At 56.0% G+C, this 25,042-nt stretch carries 22 protein-coding genes and 1 tRNA gene; 12 read left to right on the forward strand and 11 right to left on the reverse strand.

Going from position 1 to position 25,042, the window contains the following annotated elements; genetic code table 11:
- Positions 1–302: 302 nt before the first annotated feature.
- Positions 303–542 (reverse strand): hypothetical protein, encoded by a 240-nt coding sequence (locus IB237_RS00725; protein ID WP_192486710.1) that lies wholly within the window; start codon positions 540–542, stop codon positions 303–305.
- A gap of 941 nt (positions 543–1,483) precedes the next feature.
- On the opposite strand from IB237_RS00725, the gene fdhA reads away from it, so the two are divergent.
- On the forward strand, positions 1,484–2,674 hold the full coding sequence (fdhA, locus tag IB237_RS00730) for a formaldehyde dehydrogenase, glutathione-independent (RefSeq protein WP_192486711.1): 1,191 nt from the start codon (positions 1,484–1,486) through the stop codon (positions 2,672–2,674).
- 118 nt (positions 2,675–2,792) lie between these two features.
- Here fdhA and IB237_RS00735 read toward each other — a convergent pair whose 3' ends face one another.
- Complete coding sequence (locus IB237_RS00735; RefSeq protein WP_192486712.1) at positions 2,793–3,449, reverse strand: ankyrin repeat domain-containing protein; 657 nt, start codon at positions 3,447–3,449, stop codon at positions 2,793–2,795.
- A 203-nt stretch (positions 3,450–3,652) separates the two neighbouring features.
- Between IB237_RS00735 and IB237_RS26510 the strand changes: the two genes are divergently transcribed.
- From IB237_RS26510 to IB237_RS00750, 3 genes are all read left to right on the forward strand, one after another.
- Complete coding sequence (locus tag IB237_RS26510) at positions 3,653–5,251, forward strand: ATP-binding protein (protein WP_192486713.1); 1,599 nt, start codon at positions 3,653–3,655, stop codon at positions 5,249–5,251.
- Positions 5,248–5,844, forward strand: coding sequence for a response regulator transcription factor (locus IB237_RS00745; protein WP_192486714.1), 597 nt, complete (start codon positions 5,248–5,250; stop codon positions 5,842–5,844). Before IB237_RS26510 ends, IB237_RS00745 begins: the two co-directional genes overlap by 4 nt.
- Before the next feature lie 112 nt (positions 5,845–5,956).
- On the forward strand, positions 5,957–6,442 hold the full coding sequence (locus IB237_RS00750; RefSeq protein WP_192486715.1) for a heme-binding protein: 486 nt from the start codon (positions 5,957–5,959) through the stop codon (positions 6,440–6,442).
- 117 nt (positions 6,443–6,559) lie between these two features.
- Here the strand turns inward: IB237_RS00750 and IB237_RS00755 are convergent, their stop codons facing one another.
- The 6 genes from IB237_RS00755 to kdpF are packed head-to-tail and all read right to left on the reverse strand — an operon-like array spanning position 6,560 to position 14,393.
- Complete coding sequence (locus tag IB237_RS00755) at positions 6,560–7,255, reverse strand: response regulator transcription factor (RefSeq protein WP_192486716.1); 696 nt, start codon at positions 7,253–7,255, stop codon at positions 6,560–6,562.
- Positions 7,256–7,266: 11 nt separating this feature from the next.
- Positions 7,267–9,951, reverse strand: coding sequence for a sensor histidine kinase KdpD (locus tag IB237_RS00760; RefSeq protein WP_192486717.1), 2,685 nt, complete (start codon positions 9,949–9,951; stop codon positions 7,267–7,269).
- 8 nt (positions 9,952–9,959) lie between these two features.
- Positions 9,960–10,529, reverse strand: coding sequence for a potassium-transporting ATPase subunit KdpC (gene kdpC / locus IB237_RS00765; RefSeq protein WP_192486718.1), 570 nt, complete (start codon positions 10,527–10,529; stop codon positions 9,960–9,962).
- Between the two features lie 2 nt (positions 10,530–10,531).
- A complete protein-coding gene (kdpB, locus tag IB237_RS00770; RefSeq protein ID WP_192486719.1) occupies positions 10,532–12,568 on the reverse strand; it encodes a potassium-transporting ATPase subunit KdpB in 2,037 nt (678 codons plus the stop codon).
- Between the two features lie 11 nt (positions 12,569–12,579).
- Positions 12,580–14,289: a potassium-transporting ATPase subunit KdpA gene (gene kdpA, locus IB237_RS00775; RefSeq protein WP_192486720.1), complete on the reverse strand. Its 1,710-nt coding sequence runs from the start codon at positions 14,287–14,289 to the stop codon at positions 12,580–12,582.
- Between the two features lie 17 nt (positions 14,290–14,306).
- On the reverse strand, positions 14,307–14,393 hold the full coding sequence (gene kdpF, locus IB237_RS26515; protein WP_352230564.1) for a K(+)-transporting ATPase subunit F: 87 nt from the start codon (positions 14,391–14,393) through the stop codon (positions 14,307–14,309).
- Between the two features lie 409 nt (positions 14,394–14,802).
- On the opposite strand from kdpF, the gene IB237_RS00785 reads away from it, so the two are divergent.
- The 8 genes from IB237_RS00785 (at position 14,803) to IB237_RS00820 (ending at position 21,250) form a co-directional block, all read left to right on the forward strand.
- Positions 14,803–14,879 (forward strand) — tRNA-Arg (locus tag IB237_RS00785).
- A 132-nt stretch (positions 14,880–15,011) separates the two neighbouring features.
- Entirely contained in the window at positions 15,012–16,592 is a 1,581-nt protein-coding gene (locus IB237_RS00790) for a hypothetical protein (protein WP_192486722.1), read from the forward strand.
- A 103-nt stretch (positions 16,593–16,695) separates the two neighbouring features.
- Positions 16,696–17,448, forward strand: coding sequence for an NTP transferase domain-containing protein (locus IB237_RS00795; RefSeq protein ID WP_192486723.1), 753 nt, complete (start codon positions 16,696–16,698; stop codon positions 17,446–17,448).
- A 1-nt stretch (position 17,449) separates the two neighbouring features.
- On the forward strand, positions 17,450–17,833 hold the full coding sequence (locus tag IB237_RS00800; protein WP_192486724.1) for a hypothetical protein: 384 nt from the start codon (positions 17,450–17,452) through the stop codon (positions 17,831–17,833).
- Positions 17,830–18,501, forward strand: a complete 672-nt coding sequence (locus IB237_RS00805) for an NTP transferase domain-containing protein (RefSeq protein ID WP_192486725.1) — start codon at positions 17,830–17,832, stop codon at positions 18,499–18,501. Before IB237_RS00800 ends, IB237_RS00805 begins: the two co-directional genes overlap by 4 nt.
- Positions 18,498–19,751, forward strand: a complete 1,254-nt coding sequence (locus tag IB237_RS00810) for a DUF711 family protein (RefSeq protein ID WP_192486726.1) — start codon at positions 18,498–18,500, stop codon at positions 19,749–19,751. Before IB237_RS00805 ends, IB237_RS00810 begins: the two co-directional genes overlap by 4 nt.
- Positions 19,752–19,763: 12 nt before the next feature.
- On the forward strand, positions 19,764–20,465 hold the full coding sequence (locus IB237_RS00815) for a class I SAM-dependent methyltransferase (protein ID WP_192486727.1): 702 nt from the start codon (positions 19,764–19,766) through the stop codon (positions 20,463–20,465).
- 2 nt (positions 20,466–20,467) lie between these two features.
- Positions 20,468–21,250 carry an aspartate/glutamate racemase family protein gene (locus IB237_RS00820; RefSeq protein WP_192486728.1) on the forward strand — a complete coding sequence of 261 codons (783 nt, stop codon included), beginning with the start codon at positions 20,468–20,470 and terminating at the stop codon, positions 21,248–21,250.
- An 11-nt stretch (positions 21,251–21,261) separates the two neighbouring features.
- On the opposite strand, the gene IB237_RS00825 is transcribed toward IB237_RS00820, so the two are convergent.
- Genes IB237_RS00825 through IB237_RS00835 form a run of 3 tightly spaced genes read right to left on the reverse strand, consistent with a single transcriptional unit; the run spans position 21,262 to position 25,016 of the window.
- Positions 21,262–22,356, reverse strand: a complete 1,095-nt coding sequence (locus tag IB237_RS00825) for a DUF1513 domain-containing protein (RefSeq protein WP_192486729.1) — start codon at positions 22,354–22,356, stop codon at positions 21,262–21,264.
- 9 nt (positions 22,357–22,365) lie between these two features.
- Positions 22,366–23,487: an imelysin family protein gene (locus tag IB237_RS00830; protein ID WP_192486730.1), complete on the reverse strand. Its 1,122-nt coding sequence runs from the start codon at positions 23,485–23,487 to the stop codon at positions 22,366–22,368.
- On the reverse strand, positions 23,487–25,016 hold the full coding sequence (locus IB237_RS00835; protein WP_192486731.1) for a di-heme oxidoredictase family protein: 1,530 nt from the start codon (positions 25,014–25,016) through the stop codon (positions 23,487–23,489). Before IB237_RS00835 ends, IB237_RS00830 begins: the two co-directional genes overlap by 1 nt.
- Positions 25,017–25,042 lie beyond the last annotated feature (26 nt).

A 25,042-nucleotide genomic window follows, 5' to 3' on the forward strand; every position in this document is an offset into this window, starting at 1 on the left:
GAGACGGCCTTCAGCCGGGTCGTGGGGTGCAGCCACTGCCGGGCATCCTCCTCGGGCGGCTGAAAATGCCGATTCCTTGCCGTAGGCGATGTTCAGCGCCACAGGCCGGAGCTCACGGTCGCCCGCCTCGATGTTCGTGTCTACGGTATAAACCCAGCGGCCCCACGGGTCGGCTGGAAGGGGGGCGGTATAGAGGGAGAGGAAACGGCCATCGGAAGCGGTCGCCTCTGTCACGAATGCTACCTTTCCAGCCCATTCTTCGATCGTTACGGTGTGCTTCATGTTGGTGTCCTTTCTTCTGTTCACGAGGCTTTCTTAAATGCTTCCAATGCGCGAATGCCGTTGCGTTGGACGTCGCGGGCAAGGGCTTGTCCCGAGTTCGGAATGCGGGTCCTTTGGACAAGGTGCTGCGCACCAGTCCGACGATGGCGGACATAGATCATCGCGATGTAGAAGAGTGTCCCGACGGCATCTGTGTGCATCGTTTCGACAACGATGACGTCGATTGCGAGGCCGCGAATGAGGGTCTTCTTCGACTCCATCAAAATTCTCCTTAACTCGTTGAAAACCTGACTTTTATAGCAAGTTCAAAGTATTGAGCCCAGGTCGATCGGAAATGATTTGTATGCTCCCGGAAACACGGCGTCGAAGATGTTAACGTGATTCAGGATGGCACGGCGATCAGGCTGAGGTTGACTGTCGCATGGGTCGCCATGCTCGGAAGAGGCATGCCCCTCCAAGGGGGATGCCGCAGGCCGCAGCCGTTTCTGAGCGGCCCATGAGACTGTCACCGAAACGCGGGGCCACGCGACTTATCGAGAGGAGCGGTCGCCGTAGGCGATCGGATCGAGACAAGCGACTCGTTCCGAAGCTCGGGAGATTCGTCGTGGGGAAGCTGAGGGGAACCTCCGCCGGGTTCAAGGTGAGGACCTGATTTTGATCATGGAAACGTGCGTTGGAATGCGGTCCTTGCGATGGGGTATCGCTTGCGGTACACCACCGGGTATCGCAATTTCCGTAGCGTAGTTGGGGCTTTATCGCAGGCCTTGGAAAAGCGGGTATCGCGCGGCTATCTGGCGGATTGTCCCACCCTCTCCGCCATAACAGCCTTCAATATAAGGCATTTCCCTTATTATCAAATAATAGTCGAAACTGATCTGTATTTATCGTCACGCGCTATGTGTTAAGATCGCGTCACGGGAGCGTCGTCGGCAAATTTGACGTACGAAATGGTTGCGACAGCCGATACATAAGTTCGATCCCGTCGTTAATCGACCTTCGTCGCCATTTCGTCTCTCCATGTCGTTCTCACGGCAGTCGATGAGATAGGTTGATGTTCTGCTGGCAGGGCTGAGTTGTACTGCCGATCTGGCATAATCTTTTCGTGGAGGAAAAGGTTTTGAACCCGGCTGAACTGCCGTGTCCAAAGAATTGCCAGCCGAGCAGCAACAGTTTCGAATCTAAACCCAGAGGAGGAATGGGAATGAGCAGAAACAGAGGTGTCGTGTATTTGCGGCCGGGCCAGGTCGAGGTGAGAGATATTGACGATCCCAAGCTCGAGGCACCGGACGGTCGTCGGATCGAGCATGGAGTCATCCTGAAAGTCATCTCTACCAATATCTGCGGGTCCGATCAGCACATGGTGCGCGGCCGCACGACGGCCTTGCCAGGTCTTGTCCTTGGCCATGAAATAACTGGTGAGATCATCGAGAAGGGCGTCGATGTCGAGATGCTGGAAATCGGCGATATCGTCTCGGTACCGTTCAACGTCGCATGTGGTCGCTGCCGCTGCTGCAAGTCGCAAGATACTGGCGTCTGCCTGACCGTAAATCCATCACGCGCGGGCGGTGCCTATGGCTATGTTGACATGGGCGGCTGGATCGGTGGCCAGGCCCGTTACGTCACCGTTCCCTACGCCGATTTCAATCTGCTGAAATTTCCGGATCGCGAAAGAGCTCTATCGAAAATCCGCGATCTCACAATGTTGTCCGATATTCTACCCACTGGTTTTCACGGTGCGGTGAAAGCCGGGGTTGGTGTCGGATCGACCGTCTATGTAGCAGGCGCCGGTCCGGTGGGTCTCGCAGCAGCGGCGTCAGCGCGCATTCTCGGTGCAGCGGTCGTAATGATCGGCGATTTTAACAAGGAGCGCCTTGCCCATGCTGCCAAGGTTGGCTTCGAGCCCATCGATCTGTCGAAGAGTGATCGCCTCGGTGAGATGATCGCACAGGTCACAGGAACGGATGAGGTCGATAGCGCCATTGATGCCGTCGGCTTCGAAGCCCGCGGACATTCGGGCGGCGAACAGCCAGCCATCGTTCTGAACCAGATGATGGAGATCACCCGTGCAGCAGGCTCCATCGGCATTCCGGGCCTCTATGTGACGGAAGATCCTGGTGCGGTCGATGATGCCGCCAAAAAGGGTAGCTTGTCCCTTCGGTTGGGCCTTGGTTGGGCGAAGGCGCAGTCTTTCCACACTGGCCAGACGCCCGTGCTGAAATACAATCGTCAGCTCATGCAAGCCATCCTTCACGACCGGCTGCCAATCGCCGACATCGTCAATGCAAAAATCATTTCGCTTGATGACGCCGCGCAGGGCTATGAAAACTTTGATCAGGGCGCGGCAGTAAAATATGTGCTGGACCCTCATGGTGACCTGACGAAGGCCGCCTGATCTTCTCAAGCAGATTTGCGGCTAGCTGTCCTTGCCCGCCTCAGTAACGAGGCCGGACAAGGACAGCAGGTTCACCTTATGCCATTCTCCAACGTGTTGGCGTGTGCCACCACCAGTATTATTTGCTTTCGAGAATATCGACGATTTGCCGATAACCCCGGCTTTGCGCATGCTGAAGCGGTGTTATGCCATCATTGTCGGCGATATTTTTATCGGCACCTGCATCGACAAGCAGTTTGACGATTTCAACATGTTTTGGGCCGCCATCGCTCAGAATGATCGCCTCAAGCAGTGCGGTCCATCCGAGGTTGTTGACGTGGTCGATATCAACATCTGCGTCGATCAGCGTTTTCACTGTCTCGACATGACCGCGTTCCGAGGCTGGTATCAGCGCCGTTCCACCATAGCGGTTGGTGCTTTTCAGATCAGCACCATGCGAAAGCGTTAATCGCAGAATTTCCAGGTGCCCACGCGCACCGGCGTAGAGATAGGGGCTGTCCTGAATAGCGTCCTTCGCGTTGACGTCAGCTCCCGCCTCGATCAACATTTTCGCCGACTCGACATCATTGGCGTGGGTGGCAATCAGTAACGCAGTCTGGCCACGCGCATCGCGTAGTTCCAATGCAGAACCGGCCTTGATTGCCGATGCGATGGCAGGATGGTCACCGCGCCGCACGAGTTCCAACAGATCTGGTTTTGTCTCCGCCATTGCCGCTCCCGCCATTACGCTATAGAGAGCGATTGCCCGGATCATCAGCCTCAGTGATCTCTGCATGAAAGGCCATGTCCTCAACAATCTAAGCACTCCCTTGTTTTCACTCCACCGTCTTACAGCCTTTAAAAAGGCAGAGATATATCTCGGCTTGACGTGTCGGATCAATCTGCCGTGAGCATGATTGCTGGCGGCAGACACTTGATGAACCGTTCACTTTATGCCCTATGCTGTCACCAATGTCGCGCATGAGGGGTTGTGCATAGGTGGTAAAAGGCACGTATTCCCGGTTGAAATGGATAATCAGCATTCTTGCTGTCTGGCTCGTTTGCGTCGGTCTTTATGTCGCTGTTTCCGTCAATATTTCCCTCAAACGGGCCACTGATGAGCTGAATGATGCGGGATTTCTTCTGCACCGTCTGATTTCTCAGCGCGTGGCACAACATGATGCACATCTGACGACACTGGTATCGCTCATCCTCGCAGGTGACGGTGGGCAGATACAGCCGCTGTCACAGGTCAGCGAGAGCATCATTCACTTTTATCCTCGCATCACCGCTATTCAGGAAGTTGAACTGTCACGGCAGGAGGTGTCTGCTGTCACGGATGTGCGACAGGTAATGTCGGTTCCGGAAAATGCCAGGGTTGCGGATTACGCAACAATTACCAGCGCTATATTTGCGCAAAAGGCCGGTGAGGGGAAAAGTTATGTGTCTCCGTCGCTTGGCGACAATTACCTGCTGACCAAGAAGGTGAGTGACACCAACCCGGCCCTTTCCATTGTGCTGCAGATCGATCCGCAAAGGCTGGTGGATCTGGAAGAAGTACCGGCCTGGCTGACCATGCGGCTGCAACTGAACGGCACAGTGGTCATGGAACGTGTCAGCGAACATCAGAGATCCAATTGGCTGTCTATGCCGTCGTTCAGCCGCATGATCGACAGCCGGTCGCAGCCTCTGTTGCTGACTATGGAACGTCCGATTTCGGTGTTTGACCTCGTCGATTTCGTTTCGCTTGCTGTGGTGGCCGCCATCAGTCTTGCCGCGCTTTTACTGCTCGCCTACATCATACGGCAGAGGCGGGAAGCACAACGCCTGCAGGCAGCAGCGCTTGTGGCAGAACAGCGTAGCGCACTGCTGGCGCGTGAAACGCGCCTTGCCCACGCCGCCAGAGTCAATTCGCTTGGTGAACTGGCATCGGGCATTGCCCACGAGCTCGCACAACCCTTGACCGCTTTGATGAGCCAGAGCCGCGCTGCCGAGCGTTTGCTGGAGCAAGCGGGTATCGACAACACCCTTTTGAAGACGGCATTAGCGTCCAATGTGCGTGAGGCAAGACGGGCCGGCGATATGCTCAAGCGTATGCGCGACTATATCAGCAATCGGCCGCCGAGACCGGTCGGGGTTGAGGTCAACCGGGTTGTCGCCGACACGGTTGAGCTGATGCGCGCCGAGCTCGACAAACGCCATATCGCGCTGCAATGGGAGCTCGGTGCCGATTTACCGCTGCTGATGGCCGATCCGGTCGAACTTGAGCAGGTCTTTAACAACCTCATCCGCAATGCTGCCGACAGTCTTGAAAAGCTAAATGGTGCTGGGCCGGAGATCACGATTGAAACGATGCGGGACGGTGATTGGGTAAGAATAGACATCCGCGATAACGGCCCCGGCATTGACGATAAGGTGTTGCCACATCTTTTCGAGCCGTTTTTTACCACCAAAAAGGATGGCATGGGGCTTGGGCTGGCGTTGTGTTCGACATTGGTCGAGCGTGTCGGTGGACAGATCGAAGCGCAAAATAATGCCGTTGGCGGAGCCTGTTTCATTGTTAGGCTGCCGGTTCAAACACGGGAGACAGGCGCTTGACGGCAACACGCATCTATTTGGTGGATGATGACGAAGCTGTGCGCAACGCGCTGTCATTGCTGCTTTCAACCTACGCCATGCAGGTGGAGACCTTTGCCGACCCCATCACCTTTCTGGCGCATGTTGAAACAAGGCAGCCCGGTATATTGTTGCTTGATCTGCGCATGCCATTGATCAGCGGCTTACAGGTGCAGCAGAAATTGACTGAACGGAACATCGACTGGCCAATTATCATGATAACAGGTCATGGTGATGTGAACGCCTGCCGCCGTGCGTTCAAGGCCGGTGTCAGCGACTTCTTGAGCAAGCCGATTGATGAGGATATACTGCTCGATGCGATCCAGTCGGCACAAGGTCTTTTGCAGACGACACTGGAAAGACAAGAAGCCATAGGTCTTCTGGCCAGTCTGACCAGCCGGGAGCGAGAGGTGCTTGATCTCGTCTGCCAAGGGTTTTCCAGCAAGGATATCGCCAGCGCCCTTGATATCTCCGCCCGCACCATAGATGCACACCGGGCCAATATTGCTGAAAAACTCGGAACCAGTTCGGTGGCGGAGTTCGTGCGACTGACTGTTGCCGCTGCCACTCGGTAGAAATACCTAGGCGGACCTGTGGAACCGCGGATTCAATCAAACCCGGGCTGCCGTTAAAACCGGCGTCAGAAAGCAAGCAGCTTTCGAGACATGGTTTTAAGGAGACCCGACTATGAAGCGCATTCTTCTCGCCGCTACCGCTGCCGCCGTTATGACCTCGGCTGCTTCCGCCCAAGTTCTCGAAGAAAAGAATATCTCGATGGAACTGGCCAGCACCATTGCACGCGAAGCTGTCGCAGCCTGCTCGGCTGAGGGTTACAATGTTTCTGCTGCTGTTGTTGACCGCGCCGGTGTACTTCGTGCGCTTTTGCGGGCTGACCATGCTGGTTCCCACACCCCGGAAGCGGCGCGCCAGAAGGCCTACACTTCGTCGTCATCTCGCATGCCAACCAGCGCAATGGCAGAAAACATTGCCAAGAACCCAACCGCTGCTGAACTTGCCTCGATCGACGGTTTTCTGGTTCTGGCCGGCGGCATGCCGATCAAGGTTGGCAACGCAACCATTGGCGCAATCGGTGTTGGTGGTGCTCCAGGCGGCCAGTTCGATGAAGCCTGCGCCGTTGCCGCCATCAGCAAGGTCCAGGCTCAGCTGAAGTAATCAGGTCTGAACAGCAGCGCTGCCTCGTCCCCGGCGGCGCTCGCATGGCGCTTCGAACTTGGGTTTGAAGCGCCAGATGTCGTTAGCAATCTGTCACTCCCAAGTCGCGGCCAGGAATTATTCCTGATCTGCAACCAGCCGATAACCCACACCGGGTTCGGTCCTGATAATTGCCGGATTGACTGGGTTCTGTTCGATTTTTTGGCGCAGTTGGCCAATGAACACCCGCAGGTAATGCAGGTCGTCGCTATGAGCCGGTCCCCAGACGGAGGTCAGCAGGGTCTTGTGGGTCACAACCCGCCCGGCATGGCGGGCGAGCAGGGTCAGCAGGTCGTATTCCTTTGGTGTCAGCCTTATGGGCTGCTCACCGCGCGACACGGTTCGTTTCACCACATCCAGCACCAGACCATCGGCCTCGAAAACTGAAGGCATGGCGTCCGCCTTCTGGCCGCGGTGTCGCAGTGCATTGCGAATACGGGCCGTCAATTCGCCGATACCAAAGGGTTTTTCAACATAGTCGTCTGCGCCGAGATCAAGTGCCGCAATCTTTTCATTTTCGCGGTCGCGGGCAGAAAGAATGATGATCGGAATATCCGACCACCCACGCAGGCTGGCAATCACTTCCTTGCCATCCATATCTGGCAATCCAAGATCGAGAATGATCAGGTCAGGGGCAGCCGTTACCGCGGCCTTTAGGGCGTCCGCTCCGGTCCCGGCTTCAATGACACTGTAGCCTACCGCCATCAGTGCCGGTTTCAGGAAACGCTGTATCTGCGGTTCGTCATCGACAACGAGGATATTGGCAATCGTCACGGTCATCTCGGTCAGTAGGCTTTCTTATGTTTGGCCGCCGGAAAACGCATGACAATGCGCGTTCCTTTTTTCTTCACGGCCGGACTTTCGGCATGGATGTGGCCGCCCATAGATTCCACGAAACCACGTGCAATGGATAGCCCCAACCCAGTACCCGCGGCGCGTCCGTCCGGTTTTCCACGACGGTAGAATTTCTCAAACACCCGGTCCAGATCCTCTGGTGGAATTCCCTTGCCATGGTCAGTCACCGACACCAGAACGTCGTGTCCATCACGCCGAGCATAAATGTAGACTGGTTCCTTGCCTCCATATTTTACCGCATTGTCCAAAAGGTTGAATAGAACTTGCCCCAGCAAAACGCTGTCGCCTTCGATCAGAGGAAGGTCTGCGGCAATGCCAGTTTCGATCACGCGATCGGGGAAGTATTTGCGGATACGTTCGGCGGAGGCATGCACCACGTCGGAAACATCAATCCAGTCATGACGCGGTTTGAGATTCCCGGCCTCAATACGGGTCATGTCGAGAAGGTTGGCCACAAAACGGCTCATTCTGCTGCCTTCCTCCTCAATGGATTGCAGAAGATCATCGCGACTTTCCGGCGGCATTTTGTCGCCCAGTTCCCTCAGGCTGGTCACCGCACCGGTGATGGTGGCAAGCGGCGTTTTCAGGTCATGCGATATCGAAGACAACAGCGCTTCACGGTATTTCTCACCCTCCAGCTTGGCCGCCTGCGTGACGCTTTCTTCTGCAAGCCGGGCGCGATCCAGGGCGATTGCTGTCTGGTCGAGAATGGCCGAGAGCGCACGTTCTTCATTGATGTGTAGACGCTCGCTGATTTGTTCGACACCGCACACGCCAACCACGCCATGTGGTCCTCGCAAGGGACGAAACTCGAAACGGCTGTTGGGAAGCGTGCCGGTGCCGTGGCCTGCGGTTTCCTGTTTGTCATGGCTCCAGCGGGCTGCGGTCAGATCGGTGATATCCAGTTCCGTATCCGGGGGCCATGCGGCAGCAACCTTGACGTCGTTGTTGTCGGGCAGCAACAAAACGACATTGCGCTTGAGGCTGGCCTGCAACTGCGACACCGCCAGCCAGATGGCGTCATCGGCCTTGGCGGTCGTCGAAAGTTTGCGTGAAAAATCGTAGAGCGACTGCAAGGCCGTGGCCCGCACACGCGCGACGGAGGCCTGCTCTTTGATACGAGAGGCAAAACCACCGGCAATCATCGCAACCGCCAAAAATATGAACAGCGCAAACACTTCATGCGGTGTGGAAATGGTGAAGGTACGGAACGGGTCGATGAAGAAAAAATTGTAAGCCAGCGTGCACATCAGCGCGGCAAGAAAAGCAGCCATGTAACCGCCTGTGACGGACGCGCCGAGAACCGCAAGCAGAAATAACAAGGAGATGTTGGGTAGTTCGATGAAGCGGTCGATAACAAGCGCGCTGGCCGTCGTTATCAGCGTAAAGCCTACAGCAAACAGCGCTGATTGCCGCAGCGCCACCAGATTTGGCAACCGGAAACGCAATTTCCGATCGCGTTTTTCGCTGCGTTCAGGTGTGACCAAATGGATGCCAAGCCCTGCGGCGCGCCGTGACAATGCTTCATGCAGTGACAGCGCCCCAAATTTGACCCAACCGCGAAGTTGCCCGGTGCCGATGACGATTTGCGTTGCATGTTCCCTACGAGCGCATTTGAGGATTTCTTCTACAAAGTCGCTACCGATAATGTGTTGTGTCTCAGCGCCCAGCTGTTCAGCCAGTCTGAACAGTGCCTCCATGCGTTGGAAATGTTCGGCACTGCTGACCTCTCGGTCGGCGCGTTCGACAGACACGACGATCCATGGCGCATTGAGACCGGATGCCAGACGGCTGGCGACACGAATGACCTTTTCCGAGAGATCATCGGGGCCGATGCAGACTATCAACCTTTCGCCAGTGGCCCAAGGTCCCTCAATGGCATTTTGCCTGAGGTAGTCGACCATCTGGTCGTCAACGCGGTCGGCGGTTCGGCGCAGCGCCAGTTCACGCAGTGCAGTCAGGTTTCCCAAGCGGAAAAAGCGATCCACCGCCCGGCTGGCGCTATCGGGCAGATAGACTTTGCCCTCCTTTAAACGCTCAATCAGTTCTGTTGGTGGCAAGTCGACCAGCAGAACATCGTCGGCCCGTTTCAGCACGGTGTCAGGCACACGCTCCCGTACGGTCACGCCGGTAATCTGCGCCACCAGATCGGCAAGGCTTTCCAGATGCTGGATGTTCATTGCCGTCCAGACATCAATGCCGGCAGCAATTAGCTCTTCAATATCCTGGTAGCGCTTGGGGTGCCGGCTGCCATCCGGGTTGGAGTGGGCCAGCTCATCGACAATAACAATGCGTGGCCGACGCGAAAGAGCTGCATCCAGGTCAAACTCTTCCAGCATGCGGCCACGATGAGCAACCCGGATACGCGGCAGGATTTCGAGCCCATCGATCAGGGCGGCTGTTTCACTCCGCCCATGGGTTTCCACCAGCCCCACCATGATATCACAACCGTCGGCCTTAAGCCGTCGTGCCCGCGACAACATTGCGTAGGTCTTGCCGACGCCGGGTGCAGCACCCAGAAAAACGGTCAGCTTGCCCCTGCGTTCTTTCTCCGCAAGGGCAAGCAAGGCATCCGGATCTGGTCTGCGCACAGGGTTGCGGTCAGTATCCGCCATGCGGTGCCTCACGGTTTCAGGGAATCGAGCGCCATATTGATCTCTAGCACAGTTACACGCGGTTCGCCGATGAAACCAAGGTCACGACCTTTCAGATGTGTGATGACGAGATCCGCCACGGTTTGTGGCGGTAAACCACGTGCCTTGGCAACACGCTGGATCTGTGCGCGGGCATAGTCCACCGAGATGTGGGGGTCGAGGCCCGACCCGGATGTCGTGACAGCATCTGCCGGTACCGGCATGCCTATGTCGGCAATTTTGAGTTTTTCAACATCTGCAGCAACGCGGTCGCGCAGTTTGATGGACGTCGTGCCGAGATTGGAGCCGGAAGAGGCTGCCGCATTATAGGCATCCGGTCCTGTCGCAGACGGACGTGGCCAGAAATATTTGTCAGAGGAAAAATTCTGGCCGATCAGCTTAGAGCCGACAATGGTTCCGTTGTGTTCGACAAGACTGCCATTGGCCTCACCAGGGAAAATGGCTTGCGCAATGCCGGTAATGGCGAGCGGGTAGGCAAGACCGGTAAGCGCCGTCAAGGCAAACAGCAATGTCAGGGCAGGGCGAATATGGTTCAACATGGTTACACCAGATGGAGAGCTGTAATGGTGAGATCGATGATCTTGATGCCGGCAAAGGGCAGGAGAAGACCGCCAAAGCCGTAGATCAGCAGATTGCGGCGCAGCAGCACGGCGGCACTAGCCGGACGATAGCTGATGCCCCGCAACGCTAATGGAATAAGTGCGATGATGATCAGTGCGTTAAAGATCACCGCTGACAGAATGGCCGACTGCGGCGACGCTAATTGCATAATGTTCAACGCACCGAGTGACGGATAGGTCACCACAAACAGCGCCGGGATAATGGCGAAATATTTCGCCACGTCATTGGCAATGGAAAAGGTGGTCAGGGAGCCGCGGGTCATCAGCAGCTGTTTGCCGATTTCAACGATCTCTATCAGCTTGGTCGGGCTGGAATCGAGGTCAACCATATTGGCTGCCTCACGCGCCGCCTGGGTGCCGGTCTGCATGGCCACGCCGACATCGGCCTGCGCCAGTGCTGGCGCATCATTGGTACCGTCGCCACACATGGCGATCAGACGACCACCTTCCTGTTCGCGCCGGATATAGGAAAGTTTATCCTCCGGCGTTGCCTGCGCAAGATAGTCATCGACACCGGCCTCAGAGGCAATGGCCGCTGCAGTCACGGGGTTGTCGCCAGTGACCATCACGGTGCGGATGCCCATGGCGCGCAAGGCGGCAAACCGTTCTTTGATCCCGGGTTTGACGACATCCTTGAGGTGGATGGCACCAAGCAAACGTTGCCCGTCTGTCACGGCCAGTGGCGTGCCACCGCTGCGCGCAATAGCATCCACGGACTGGCGAAATGCGGCGGGGGCTGCGACCTCGCTCACGCCTGCAAATTTGAGGACGGAATCAACAGCTCCCTTGCGCAACCGGCGCTGACCGATATCGACACCGGACAGGCGCGTTTCCGCAGAGAAGTGGATGATATTGTCAAATGTGCTGTTTGGCGCGGCAATACCAAATTCACCTTTCGCAAGCGCCACAATGGAGCGGCCTTCCGGTGTTTCATCGGAAAGGCTGGCCATAAGCGCAGCCTCTGCCAGCTCGGTCTGGCTGACACCGGGAGCTGCAAGAAAATCGCTGGCCATACGGTTGCCGAAGGTGATGGTGCCGGTCTTGTCCAACAGCAGCGTGTCGACATCTCCTGCGGCTTCCACAGCACGGCCGGAAGTGGCGATGACATTGAAGCGCACCAGTCGGTCCATGCCGGCAATGCCAATGGCTGACAGAAGGCCGCCAATGGTGGTCGGAATCAGCGTGACAAGCAGTGCGGCAAGTACGGTAACCGACAGCACGGTGCCGGAATAACCAGCCAGGCCCCAGATCGCGACACACACGAACAGGAAGATCAGCGTCAAACCCGAAAGCAGAATCGAAAGCGCAATCTCATTTGGTGTTTTCTGGCGTTTGGCGCCTTCGATCAACGCAATCATGCGATCGACAAAACTGGATCCGGGAGCAACGCTAATCCGGATGCGGATTTCATCCGACAGGACCTGTGTGCCACCGGTCACGGCTGAACGGTCGCCACCGGATTCGCGGATCACCGGCGCCGATTCTCCTGTAATCGCGCTTTCATTGACGGAAGCCACGCCCTCAATCACGTCACCATCGCCGGGAATAAGCTCCCCGGCAGAAACGATGACGATATCGCCAACTTTGAGGTTCGTGGCAGGCACGGTTTCCGTATTGCCTGACGAAAGCAATCTGCGGGCAACCAGTTCGGATTTTGTCTTTTTCAGGCTGTCGGCTTGGGCCCGGCCTCGGCCTTCAGCAACCGATTCCGCAAAGGTGGCGAACAGTACCGTAAACCACAGCCATGCGGTGATCTGGCCGGAGAAAGTTGCCTGGGAGGGGTTGTAGCCAAGGTCACGCAGGAACAGCAGGGTCACCACCAGCGCAACCACCTCGGTCACGAAAATTACGGGATTGCGCACCAACTGACGTGGGTCGAGCTTGATAAAAGCGTCGCGCATCGCTGGCAGCACAATGGCAGGGTCGAAAAGTCCAGGAGCTTTATGGTCCTTTGACATGATGTATTCCTTTAGAAGCTCTGGTTGGCAAGCATCGCAAGGTGCTCGACAACAGGGCCGAGTGCGAGCGCAGGGAAAAACTGCAGACCACCGAGAATGAGGATGATGCCGACCAGTAGGCACACAAACAGCGGGCCATTGGTCGGAAATGTGCCTGACGATGCTGGCACTTTGACTTTGCTGACCAACGATCCGGCAATGGCCATGACCGGCACGACATAGGCAAAACGACCAAGCAACATGGCGATCCCCAATGTCGTATTGTACCAGACGGTATTGCCGCTGAGGCCTCCGAAGGCCGAGCCATTGTTGCCGGTTGCCGACGTGTAGGCGTAGAGAATTTCCGAAAGTCCGTGCGGACCTGCGGTTCCGACACTTGCCACCGCAAAGGGCAACATGGCGGACACGGCGGTGAAACCGAGAATGACCAGGGGCAGTATCAGCACTGCCAGCATGGCAAATTTCATTTCCCGGCTTTCGATCTTTTTGCCCAAAAACTCTGGTGTACGACCCACCATCAGGCCAGCCACAAAAACCGAGAGAATGGCAAAAACCAGCATTCCGTAAAGACCGGAGCCAACACCGCCGGGCAACACTTCACCAAGCTGGATCAGGAACATTGGCACCAATCCGCCAAGTCCGGTGAACGAGCCATGCATGCCGTTTACGCCACCGTCAGACAGGCCGGTTGTCACGGCGGCATACAGCGCCGTCATGGCCTGTCCGAAACGGACTTCCTTGCCTTCCATATTACCGAGAGAGGGGTCAACGCCAAGGGCGGTCATAATCGGGTTGCCCTGCGCTTCCGCCCAGTAGGTGACGGTAACCCCTGCGATCAACAGCACCGCCATGGCCGATATCAGCGCCCAGCCTTGACGGCGGTTCCCGACCATCTGCCCGAAGGTGTAAACCAGCGCTGCAGAAATCGACAGCATCGCGAACATGTTCAGGTAGTTGGCGTAGGTGGTCGGGTTTTCAAATGGATGCGCCGCATTAGCATTAAAGAACCCGCCGCCATTGGTGCCGAGTTGCTTGATCGCTTCCTGCGATGCGACTGGACCCAGCGAGATAACCTGCTGGGTACCTTCGAGCGTCGTGGCATTGACAGCGGCCTGAAGCGTCTGCGGCAGACCCATGGCAACAAAAGCAATCGCAACCAGTACGGCGATAGGCAACAATATGTAGAGAGTGGCCCGGGTCATATCGACCCAGAAGTTGCCAAGCGTCGATACCTTGGACCGGATGAAGGCACGTGTCAGCGCCATGGCAAGCGCCATGCCGGTGGCGGCAGAAAGAAAGTTCTGTACCGTCAAACCGGCCATCTGGCTGAAATGGCTGAGCGTGGTTTCACCAGCATAGTTCTGCCAGTTGGTATTGGTAACAAAGGAAACGGCGGTGTTAAAGGCAAGATCAGGGGCCATGCCGGCAAAACCCTGGCTGTTGAACGGCAGATAGGCCTGGCCTCTCAAGATTGCATAAAGCACCACAAAACCTGCGATCGAGAACACAAGCATGGACAGCGTATAGCCAAGCCATCCCTGTTCCCTGCTGGGGTTAACCCCGGCGGTGGTGTAGAGACCGCGTTCCAGCGGTCCGAATATCGATGACAGAACGGTGCGCTCACCTGAAAAGACCCGAGCCATGTACAGGCCAAGGGGTTTGATGGTGATAAGCACGGCGAGGAAAAGGAGGCTGATTTGCAGCCACCCGATAATAGTCATGAGAATCTCCTGTAGAATCAGAAGCGTTCGGGCCGCAAAAGCGTGACCACGAGATAAACGCCGAGGGCGAGAGCGACGAGAAGGCCGAAAAGGGCTTCAATCATGGTGTGTCCCTTCAAAGCCTGTCGAGGGCGCGGGCATAAAGCGCCAGAGCCAGTAGGGTGCCGAAGCCCACTCCCACAAAGATGAGGTCGGACATGTCAGGTTCTCCTGTTGATATGGCTAAAGGGTAGAGCCGCATCAGGTCAGGTTTCGATTGGGAATTTGTCGCCACGACATAAGGAAAAGATAAAGACGAAAGACCTCTCTTATGGCTCAATTAAATCTTTGTCTGGGCGGTAAAATGTATAAGTCTTTGTAATTAAATATATTTTAGGAATTTTTCTGTCGATTTTTCAAAGTTTTTGCACCGCATAAAGGCTTAAAATGCAAATTTATGACGAAAAGCGCTTGCATTCAGTCAGAGGACGTTTTAGAGGATCGCCACGCAAGCAAAACAAGTCTTCGCGTTACGCACCCGTAGCTCAGCTGGATAGAGCATCAGACTACGAATCTGAGGGTCAGGAGTTCGAATCTCTTCGGGTGCGCCATTTCTTCCTTCAATTTCAATATGTTAAAAACGACCTTTCATCAGCGTCTGCTGTTGTAGCTTGGTATTGTCACGTCAGTTTGGCACAAGCCATTGATGAAATATTTCGCCGACACCTAGGCGAAAGTTCACAATGGACAATACTGTTTCCCATCTCTCTTCCGATCCCCTGAATTCAATCAATCATAAGCTCGATGAGCTTCTGACCAGTGTTGCGTCTCTCTCCGAGCGCCAGCAGGTCAATGATGAGATTATGGTCGAACTGATCAAGTTTTTTCAGCGGTTTCGTGAGGAAACTCTGGAAGGTCAGCAGGTCAACGTTCAGGAGTTGCGTAGTGCGGCGGAAGCAATCATCTACAAGACCAATGATCTGATGCAGTCGAGCGTCAAGCTGACGGAAGCGGTTGCTGGCGGCCTGAAGGACATCGGTACGAAAAGCGAGCAGGCTGCGGCAGAACACTACCGTGTGCTGCGCCAGTTGGCGCAGACAAGCCTTCGCAAGCTTCCTGTGGCGTCCGGCAGGATCCGCAGCGTGTTTCTTGTTCACATGATTGAATCCTGGGATGCGCAGGTCGACATTTATCGTGCCATGCGTGCCGACGACCGCTTCGAGCCGGTCGTCGTCAGTATCAATCGCGCCTTTCCGGGTGACAACAGCTATAATGGCGAGGATGTTGTCAGCCGTGCGTTGACCAATCTCGGCATTGAGCACGTTCGCCTTGGCACGCAGAACTTTACCGAAGCACAGGAAACATTGCGGTTTCTGGCGCCGGATGTCATTTTCCGCCAGTCGCATTGGGATCGTGATTACCCGCCGGCATTCAGCACGGCAGAACTTGCCTTTACTCGCCTTTGCATCGTGCCTTACGGCATGTCGATCGTGCAGAAGTTCAGCCACTCAGAACCGCTGCCGACGACAATTTCGCCGATGGCATTTGACCAGCCCTATCACCGCTCCGCGTGGCGCGTTTTCTGCGAAACGGAACAGACCAAGTCTTATTTCCTCAGTTTCCAGCATTCGGATCCAAGCAAGTTCGTCCTTTCGGGTTATCCGAAGCATGAGCGTTTGCTAAGATCTATCGGTCATGGTGAATGGCCGCTGCCGGATACACCGGAAAACCCGTACCGCGTCATCTGGGCACCGCATCACTCGGTCGGTAATGACTGGCTGGCATTTGGCGTTTTCCATAACATGTATATGGACATGTTGCGTTGGGCACAGCGTGCGCAGCATATCCAGTTTGTGCTAAAGCCGCACCCGGCACTGTTCGCGCTGGTTGTGCGCATGGGCTTGGTGTCGCAGGCCAATCTTGATGAATTCAAGCGTCAGTGGCAGGCCCTGCCAAACTGCACGATCTTTGAGGGTCAGTATGGCGAACTGTTCGCCGCCTCTGATCTGATGTTGACCGATGGCTTGTCGTTCCTGACCGAATATCAGCTGTTCAACAAACCGCTGGTGTTTATCGATTCGCGCCGCCACGTGCAGCTCAACGCCTTGGGACAGTTGGCCGTGGATTGCGCCGAGAGCGTCAACACACTTGCAGAAGCTGAAGCCGCCGTTCTCGCCTATGCCGCTGGCAAACCGCTTGAACGCAATGAGACGCGTGCTCGTCTGCAAAACATCATGCTGCCCAATGAGCGTCCGTCGGCACTGGTTATTGTAGACGCGATTGCCGAAGGGCTTGGAAAAGAACGGGCATCTGCTGCAGCGTGAACTGGCAATCGCAGATCAGCCTGGGAAAAGATTGAGGCACTAGCAATGGCAGGCTTCATGATCCCCGAAACCACGGGGCGGACGCGGTAATTTGGAGCTTGGTATGAATATCGTTTTTCTGGCAGCGGGACGGGGTAGCCGGTTATCGGAACTGACGGGCGATACGCATAAATCGCTGTTGCCGGTGGCAGGCAAACCTGCCCTGCAGCATATTCTGGATGTCGCGGTGGCTGCAAAGCCGCGCGAGATCACCATCGTGACCGGATACCGCAACACGGATATCGAAGACTTTGTGCGTGCCACCTATGGCGATGCCGTTCGCCCGGTATTCAATGAACGTTATGCCGAGGATACCAATATCCTCTCGACGGATATTGGCGTCGATGCGCTGCGTCAGCCGCAGCATGGCTACCAGATTGTCGAGACCGATATCGTGATGCAGGAGCCCGGTTGGCAACGCATTTTCCGAGGTGCTCGCACGGCATCCGAATGGTCGACGCGCGGCCTCTACAGCGAGCAACTGACCGGTGGCACGCTGAAAACCGGTGCCGGCGGCAATGTTACTGATATCGTCTATGCCCCCAAATATGACGCAAAATACGAGGGCTGGTCGAAGCTTCTGGGAACGCTCTATGTCGGCAGGAACGAGGTTCAAGCAGACAGGTACATCCGCAAGCAAGCCATGCAGCGCACCATCGCGCAATATTACATGACACCATGGGTGGAAAACCTGGAGTTGCTGCCATGTCGCGAGCTTAACCTCAGCGCATTTTTTGCAGCCTCTTACAACGACGTTACCGCATACCGTAACGCCAGCCATCAATTTGAAGCAATGACAGCAGGACACGGAGCATAAGGTGAAGGTCGAACTCGTCGAGGTCGAAAGCCTCAAGCACATCGAAGGCTACAGCAAGCGCCGCGTGGAGTGGCTCAAGGAAAAGGTTCTGAACGAAAAGATTTGGAACAAACCCCTTGCGCTGGATGACCAGCACGCGCTCGTCATGGATGGGCAGCACCGCATGGAAGTCGCCCGTGCCTTGGGTCTCAAGCGCGTTCCCGCCGTCAAGTTCAGCTATGCCGAAGTTGAAATCTGGAGTCTGCGCCCAGGTAAATACGAATTCGACTGGAAGATGGTCACCGAGCGTGCGCTCAGCGGCGACATCTATCCTTACAAGACTGTGAAGCATCGTTTCCCGATTGATCTTCCTGTCATCAGCTACAGCCTGGAAGATCTGCGATGAGTGGTGTTGAACGTGCAATCATTCTCGCCGCAGGTCGTGGTCATCAGCTTGATGGTTACACCAAGATCCTGATCCGTCATCCAAAGACTGGCAAGACGATCCTTGACCATGCAATTGAAGCCTTCGCTGGCAAGCAGATCACAGTTGTTGTCGGCTTCCGTGCCGTTCAGATCATGGAACAGTATCCGCAGCTCGACTATGTCGTGAACTACGACTGGGCCTTGACCAACAATGCCATGAGCCTTGGTCTGGCATTGGATGAGCGCCCCACTTACGTGGTGTCGGGCGATGTGTTCTTTGATCGTCCGCTGATTGAGAAGCTGGATGCCGCACCCGCCGATCTGGTGCTGACCGAGGCGCGCGAAAACCGCACGCTGACCGCTATCCATTGCATGTTGCGGGACGATGGTACGGTTGAGGAAACCTATCAGGGCGCGGTGCGCAATGTGCGCCACCCCGAGGCAATCGGCCTGTTCAAGATCAGCAATTCCGATCTTCTCGAGCGCTGGAAAAAACTCTGCATACGCCACGGCAACCTCTTCGTTGGCCAGACCCTGCCGTGTGATGGCGCGCCTGTCGCATCTGTCGCGGTCGAGGATCATCCCTTCGTCGAGATCAACACGCCCGGCGATTATCTTAACTTCATGGAACGGTGCCGAAACCAATGATCAGATCTGTAACGGTTGGCATACCGGTTGGCGCCAAGTCTCCAGCCGAACTGGAAGAAGGCGCCAAGGGGCTGATTGCAACGGCCAGAGAAATTCTTGGCGATGCCAACATGGTGCCGCGTACGATACGTTACACGCTTCCCGCTGTTGGTCTTGAAGGGGAAAATGAGGGGACGGTTCTCTCCACCCTTCGTTGGATCGACAATCTGGCAGCCGAAACCGATGTCCGCTGGTTCTGCCTGCCGTTCGATTTTGTTGAGGAAGGTCCAAGACGCCAGCGTCTGTCCACGGCACTGGACATCATTACCCGTTTCCCACGTCTGTTCATGAACCTCATCGTCGCCGATGAGTATAAGATGTCTGTCTCGGCGGTAAATGACGTCGCCTCTCTGGTGACGCGTATTGCCCGCAAGAGCAATAACGGTTTCGACAATTTCCGGGTCGGCGCATCCTGCGGCGTGCCAGCCAACTCGCCATTCTTCCCGTTCTCGCGCCACGAAGGTGATGAAATCGCTTTCAGCTTTGCGCTGGAAACAACAGGCATCGCTCTTTCTGTCGTGCAGGAACTGGGCGTTGCGCCACCAATCAACGTGTTCCGTGATCGTCTGGTCGAACGGTTGAGTGAAGCTTTGGGTGAGATCAACCAGCTTGGTCTACAGATCGCGGAAAGAACCGGTACCGTTTACAAGGGACTGGATGCGTCCTTCGCACCGTTCCCGGATGGTGAAATGTCTGTGGCCGCCCTGATCGAACATCTGCTTGGCGCGCCTGTCGGCAGCCATGGAAGCGTTTTCATCACCGGTGTGCTTACCGATGCCATCAGAGCATCGCTGCGCGCCAGCGGTGCCCTGAGCGTCGGTTTCAACGGCGTCATGTATTCCCTGATGGAAGACAATACGCTTGCTGCCGCCAATAGCCGCCGCAACATCAACATGGATGCGCTGGTATCCCTGTCGGCGGTATGTGGTTGCGGTGTGGATATGGTACCGGTCAGTGGCAACAGCTTCCCCGAGGAAATTGCCGGCCTGACGCTTGATATTGCGCAAATGGCCTTGTCGTTGCACAAGCCGCTCGGCGTACGTGTTCTGCCAATCCCAAACAAATCACCAAACGAATTTACGGAGTTTAACCTGGACTTTCTGTGCGACAGCCGCGTTGTCGGCTTGCAGGCGCATGATCGCAGTCTGGCGACCTCCACCCCTTCACTGGGCCTTCTTTCGCCCCGTTTCTCTGATTCACTGAATAGCTAAGGCGCTCTGAACATGCTCGACAAGGACAAAGTCAAACGCTTCTGGGATGATCGTGCCTCGACTTTCGAGTCGGTTGCTTTTGAAAGCATCGCCAATCTTGAGCAAGACAAGAATAATCTTGAACTCAAGATCGACCGCGAAACACAAAAAGTGTTCGATTGGCTCGGTGATGTAAAAGACAAGACCATCGTTGATCTCGGCGCAGGCGTCGGTCAGTGGACGTTCCGCTTTACGGCCCGTGGCGCCAAGCACGTCACGGCGGTGGAATATTCCGCACCGCTGGCTGAAATCGGTCGCAATGAAGCGGTCCGTCAGGGCGTAGACAATATTGATTTCGTCGTGTCGCCAGCTGAAAAATTTCTGGCAGACGATGCATATGATGTCGTCTTCATTTCCGGTCTATTCGTTTATCTCAACGATGATCAGTCCGACGAGTTGATGAAAAATCTCGTCAAGGCGTGCAACTCCAATACGTTGATATTGTTGCGCGATGGCACTGGCCTCGAAAACCGTCATGAGATCAATGACCGGCTTTCGGAACATCTCCAGTCCAACTATTCGGCTACCTACCGTACACGCCAGCAATATGTCGACATGTTTGCCGCTGCCGGTTTCAGCATCGTTCGCGACGAGAACATGTTCGAGGAAGGTTCGCCGCTCAATAAATATCCCGAAACCCGTTTGCGCATCTATCAGTTCAAGCCGGATTTCTGAAAATGGCGAAAATCCTGCCGCTTGGTGGCGACGTAGACTGGCCGGAAGACGAAGGCGTGCTGGGTGTTGTTGGGGTTGCGCCCTGGGCGACCATCGAGTTCTTGCGCGCCTTTTACGCTCTTGTTCCAGCCACCAAGGATTGGCATTTTCCGCGTGTCATCACGGATACCAACACCAAGTTGCCAAGCCGGGGCCGTTACTTCCAGCTCGGAGAGCGTGACCCTTCGCCTTACATAGCTGAGAACATTAGGGAATTGGCGGATTTGGGTGCAACGGTCATCGTCCTGCCCTGCAATACCGCGCATCTGCTCTATGACCGCTGGGCGGTAAACGCAGCTGTTCCAGTTCCTAATATCGTTGAGGAAACCGTTGCCCTTGCCCATCATGAGCAGGCAAAGCTAGTAACGCCTTTCACCTCGACGTCGCTTGCCGATTTCGATCTATACGGTGCAGTAATCGAAAAGCAGGGCATGGCATGCCACCGTCTGTCGCCTGAGGACCAGTCGCTTGTTTCGCAGCTGCTGGAAGAGGTGAAAGTTCACAGTGTGGTTGGTGGCGCCAATCTGGAGCGGCTCGACCGTCTGTGTTCCAAACTGCGCCTGTCAGGGGTGGATACCATTCTGCTCGGTTGCACCGAACTGACCAGCCTCATGCCACGTTTTGCAAAGCATGGACTTAAGGTTTTCGATTCCAATCAGGCACTGGCTGGCAGTGCGTTCAGGCTCGTCATGGGCAAACAAAGCCAGACCACTTCCCACACGACACCTTCAGCGCTTTCCGCCTGATACGACAGCGATTATTTGACCAGCCTGACAATATGCTGGTCGAAAGCCACATCAGTTAGCCTGTCGCCAAAATGACCATCATAAGATGACACGATGATGCCCTTGGTTGCAGCGGCAACGCCTGCCGCCTCTCGTACTGTCGTTGCCGACAGAACGCGGCCCGTCGCCTCATCAAGCACAACTGCAGCATTGCCATTGGGTGAGGTCAGTCCCACAATCCCGTCACGGCGGTTCACCGCGATGGCTCCGACATAATTGGCCAGTTGTTCGGTCGTCTCCTCCGGCAGATCAATGAAGGTGATGTCCTCGCCCTTGGAGAAATATCCGGCCAGCGGCGGCAGGTCGTTGCGCGGTCCTTCGTATTGGCAGGCAAACCAGATGCGCACATCCTCACCAAGATCGACGTGACGCGTGGAAAGCTGGCTCAACTTCTCCGGCATAGTGTGTTTCTGCACTAGATTCCCGCTTTTGGCATCAAGCAGCACCAGAGATGGCTGCATGCGGTCAATATTGAGTTTGGTGCGCCCGAAGTCTGGATGGGTTTCAATACCGCCATTGGCTATAACAAGCAGGTGTCCGTCATCGCTGACGGTCATGTCATGGGTGCCGATGCCATGTGCATCAAACTCTGCAATGCGCCTGAAACCGTCCCGCGCATCATAAAGGCCAATGACACCACGATTGCCCTCAAAATCGTTTTCGCTGGCGTAAAGAATGGAACCATCGGGCGAAAATTGCCCATGCCCGTAAAAGTGTCGATTTTCCGGGGTGTGCATGACAATGGGCTCGACACCACCGCCGGGGTCGAAGGCCATGGCAAAAGTACCGGGCCGGCGGGCAAACGCCACTGTCATGCCTGACCTGTGGCAGGTGGTCATGCCATGGGCACGTGCTGGCAATTTCAGCCGGTCGATGATCTCACCGCTCTCGCTCAATGTCGCAATGCCGTAGGAGCCATCGCGTGCCCGAAAGCCTGAGGCAAATACCGCATCAGCCCGCTCGAGCGCATAAAGTGAGCGCGGGCCAAGGGCTGCAAGGAAGGACGCACCGGCGGCTTTGATGAAATGGCGCCGGTCGATCAACAGAGTGCTTTTCGCGCCTGTCATCTTTGAGCCTCAGTCGCCATCAGAAAAAGAGAAACCGGAACTCAGACCGATAGCTCCGCCATACTGGTCGTTCAGTCGGTAGATGAAATCCCGGCCATTCAGCAGAAGGTAATCAACCTTGGCGCGTTGCTCGTCATTGGCCAGGGCCTTTTCGACATCTGGATCGATCGTGCCAGCAACCCGCACCATGGATTTGGCGAGAAAGTCGATGGAGCCGCTGATCGAGCGTTGGTCGGATGGCAAAAGGTCAGCCATGCCAGCTGTTTTCATCAGGCTTTGAACGGCAGTGACGTTGTCGGCGATGCTTTTCCATGTCTGCCCTGAGCGCCAGTAGATCGCAGTGCGCGGAAATTTCACCTTTTCCGGACCCTTGTAGAAAGTCTCGATGCGCTGGTCACGAATGGTTTCCGAGCCGTGCACCAGAATGCCGAGCAGAGCGACGATCGCTTCCCGCTCATCACGGAATACCGGATTGTCCTGACCCGGCTCCGTCCAGCTCTTGGCGGCGCCATCCGGCTCGTCCCACACGGCCTTAAGGTCCTTGGCAACATTGGCAATGTTGCCAGCAACCGCAGCACCGTATCTGCAACGAAAGCCGTCTTTTTCCTGTTGCAACGCTTCGGAACCGGTGCCGTAAAGAACAAACTCCAGTGCGCCCAGACCCTGCGCGGCAACGCTTTTGCCCTTCAGGCTCTCCGCATTTGTAACAGTTTCGTCTTTTTCCGTCAGGTAACGCTGAACCTGCTTGAGACCGAGGCCCTTGCGATCAGGGTAATACAGGATACGCTCAAATCGGTTCTGTTCAATGACCGGGCCAACACGGACGATTTCGATCGTCGACCACTTCTTGACTGTGTCGGCAAATGCAGCGGTAGCAGCATCCAGGGTTTCCTGTGACGGTGCCGCACACAACGCTTTCATGTTGCTTTCCAGCGAAGTCGCAGACACCGCAAGCGCTGCATAACCCGGCTTGATGAAACCATCGACAGCCTTCTTCATGATGACCCGCACCTTGGCAGGATCAAGCGGCGGCGGTGGAGAGAGCTCCACATCCTGCGCTTTGGCGTTAAACGTCGTCAGAACCAGCATGATTGGCAGAAGGCACAAGGTTTTTCGCATGACAGGTCGCATCAAAGGGACTCCAGAAACGCCAGCAAAGCCTGCCGGTCAGATTTTTGCAAGGCTGCAAATGCATCCCGTGCCGTCTGCGCTTCTCCGCCGTGCCACAGAATGGCTTCGGTCAGGTCGCGCGCGCGCCCGTCATGCAGATAAAACGTATTTCCATTGACGGTCTTTGTAAGGCCAATGCCCCACAAAGGCTGTGTGCGCCATTCCCGCCCGTTAGCCTCGCCGACCTGTTGCCGATCGGCCAAACCATCTCCCATATCGTGCAGCAGGAAGTTGGAATAGGGCCAGATAAGCTGGAAGGCCTGCAACGTGTCGGTGGCGTCACGGCGCGTGACATATTTCGGCGTGTGGCAGTTCGTACAGCCGGATTTGTAGAACATCTCCTTGCCGCGCAGAACCTGAGCGTCACTCACCTTGCGCCGTGCAGGGACTGCAAGATTTTCGGTATAAAAGGTCACAAGGTCCATGACAGGGTCCGGCGCCTCGGTCGTGCCCAACCGGGGTTGAACCCCGGTCGGCAAGGTAAGACAGTCGGTCTGTGCGGGTGTGCAGTCACCATAGGCATTTGGTCTGTCCGGCGTGGAAATGCCGATGTCATGGGAGAATGCCGCGGCACTCTGGTCACGTACATTGGCGCTTTGCGCTTTCCAGCCAAAACGGCCGAGTTTGAGCTCGCCCGTTCTTTGGTTTCGCACCCAGGCAGGTTTGCCGGAAATGCCGTTGCCATCCCGGTCTTCCGGGTCGGCCTTGGCCATAATATCGTCGTCGTGGATGGCTTCGATCAGCCCCAGACCAAGTGTTGGCTGCGCAATGCGTGCCGATAGCGTGGTGGCGGGATCAAGTGGACCATAGTTCAGCCCGTCAATGCCATAAGTCGGGTTGCGCAGTGTTATGACTTCACCGTCACCAAGTACAACCGGCATATCCTGATAGGTAACGGTTAGCCGTCCTTCGGATTTCAAGCTGGGAATGGCGAGGTTCTGTAATTGCCCGCCATAAATTGGATCAAGAAAATTCAGGACATCATGGCGGGCGATAGCGTCCCGTTCGGACTGGCTTGATGCTGTGCGGGCCAGCCGCAGAAACATCGAGACGGCGTCCTCTCCCTCGCGGGGCGGACGGCCGCGCCCGTCATTGACGTGGCAACTCTGGCACGAGCGGGCATTATAAAGCGGCCCCAGACCGTCTGACGCCTGTGTGGAGGAGGGGGAGGACACCCATAATTTCTGAAACAGCGCATTGCCCAGCTTGAAATCCTGCCGCCGCTCGAACGGCATATTGGCGGAAAAATGCGAAAAGGCGCCGCTATTTGGTTTTGCCCGGCTGGTGGTTGCCCCGGCAGACATTGCTTCAAAAGGTTCTGGCTTTGAAAAGTCCGCCGTCGGTGCCGTGACCACACTCACGCGGTTGCGGTCTTCGTCTGAAAGATCGCTGCGCAACACGGAGGGTTTGTCATCGGCTAAGGAAGGACGCAGCAGACTTGTTGCCGCCAACGCACATAGAAGCAACCGGGAGGGCCGGAAATGGGGCATGGGGGGACCGGGCCGCACAGGATATG

Source organism: Agrobacterium sp. AGB01 (assembly GCF_014851585.1).
Lineage (GTDB): Bacteria > Pseudomonadota > Alphaproteobacteria > Rhizobiales > Rhizobiaceae > Agrobacterium.

Excerpts from the sequence above, each read along its gene's own strand:
- fdhA (WP_192486711.1), top strand. The coding sequence starts at position 1,484 with ATGAGCAGAAACAGAGGTGTCGTGTATTTGCGGCCGGGCCAGGTCGAG.
- IB237_RS00830 (WP_192486730.1), bottom strand. The coding sequence starts at position 23,487 with ATGCGACCTGTCATGCGAAAAACCTTGTGCCTTCTGCCAATCATGCTG.
- IB237_RS00835 (WP_192486731.1), bottom strand. The coding sequence starts at position 25,016 with ATGCCCCATTTCCGGCCCTCCCGGTTGCTTCTATGTGCGTTGGCGGCA.
- IB237_RS00805 (WP_192486725.1), top strand. The coding sequence starts at position 17,830 with ATGAGTGGTGTTGAACGTGCAATCATTCTCGCCGCAGGTCGTGGTCAT.
- IB237_RS00760 (WP_192486717.1), bottom strand. The coding sequence starts at position 9,951 with ATGGCGGATACTGACCGCAACCCTGTGCGCAGACCAGATCCGGATGCC.
- kdpB (WP_192486719.1), bottom strand. The coding sequence starts at position 12,568 with ATGTCAAAGGACCATAAAGCTCCTGGACTTTTCGACCCTGCCATTGTG.
- kdpA (WP_192486720.1), bottom strand. The coding sequence starts at position 14,289 with ATGACTATTATCGGGTGGCTGCAAATCAGCCTCCTTTTCCTCGCCGTG.
- IB237_RS00750 (WP_192486715.1), top strand. The coding sequence starts at position 5,957 with ATGAAGCGCATTCTTCTCGCCGCTACCGCTGCCGCCGTTATGACCTCG.
- IB237_RS00820 (WP_192486728.1), top strand. The coding sequence starts at position 20,468 with ATGGCGAAAATCCTGCCGCTTGGTGGCGACGTAGACTGGCCGGAAGAC.
- IB237_RS00795 (WP_192486723.1), top strand. The coding sequence starts at position 16,696 with ATGAATATCGTTTTTCTGGCAGCGGGACGGGGTAGCCGGTTATCGGAA.
- IB237_RS00810 (WP_192486726.1), top strand. The coding sequence starts at position 18,498 with ATGATCAGATCTGTAACGGTTGGCATACCGGTTGGCGCCAAGTCTCCA.
- IB237_RS00790 (WP_192486722.1), top strand. The coding sequence starts at position 15,012 with ATGGACAATACTGTTTCCCATCTCTCTTCCGATCCCCTGAATTCAATC.
- kdpF (WP_352230564.1), bottom strand. The coding sequence starts at position 14,393 with ATGATTGAAGCCCTTTTCGGCCTTCTCGTCGCTCTCGCCCTCGGCGTT.
- IB237_RS00825 (WP_192486729.1), bottom strand. The coding sequence starts at position 22,356 with ATGACAGGCGCGAAAAGCACTCTGTTGATCGACCGGCGCCATTTCATC.
- IB237_RS00815 (WP_192486727.1), top strand. The coding sequence starts at position 19,764 with ATGCTCGACAAGGACAAAGTCAAACGCTTCTGGGATGATCGTGCCTCG.
- IB237_RS00725 (WP_192486710.1), bottom strand. The coding sequence starts at position 542 with ATGGAGTCGAAGAAGACCCTCATTCGCGGCCTCGCAATCGACGTCATC.
- IB237_RS00735 (WP_192486712.1), bottom strand. The coding sequence starts at position 3,449 with ATGCAGAGATCACTGAGGCTGATGATCCGGGCAATCGCTCTCTATAGC.
- kdpC (WP_192486718.1), bottom strand. The coding sequence starts at position 10,529 with ATGTTGAACCATATTCGCCCTGCCCTGACATTGCTGTTTGCCTTGACG.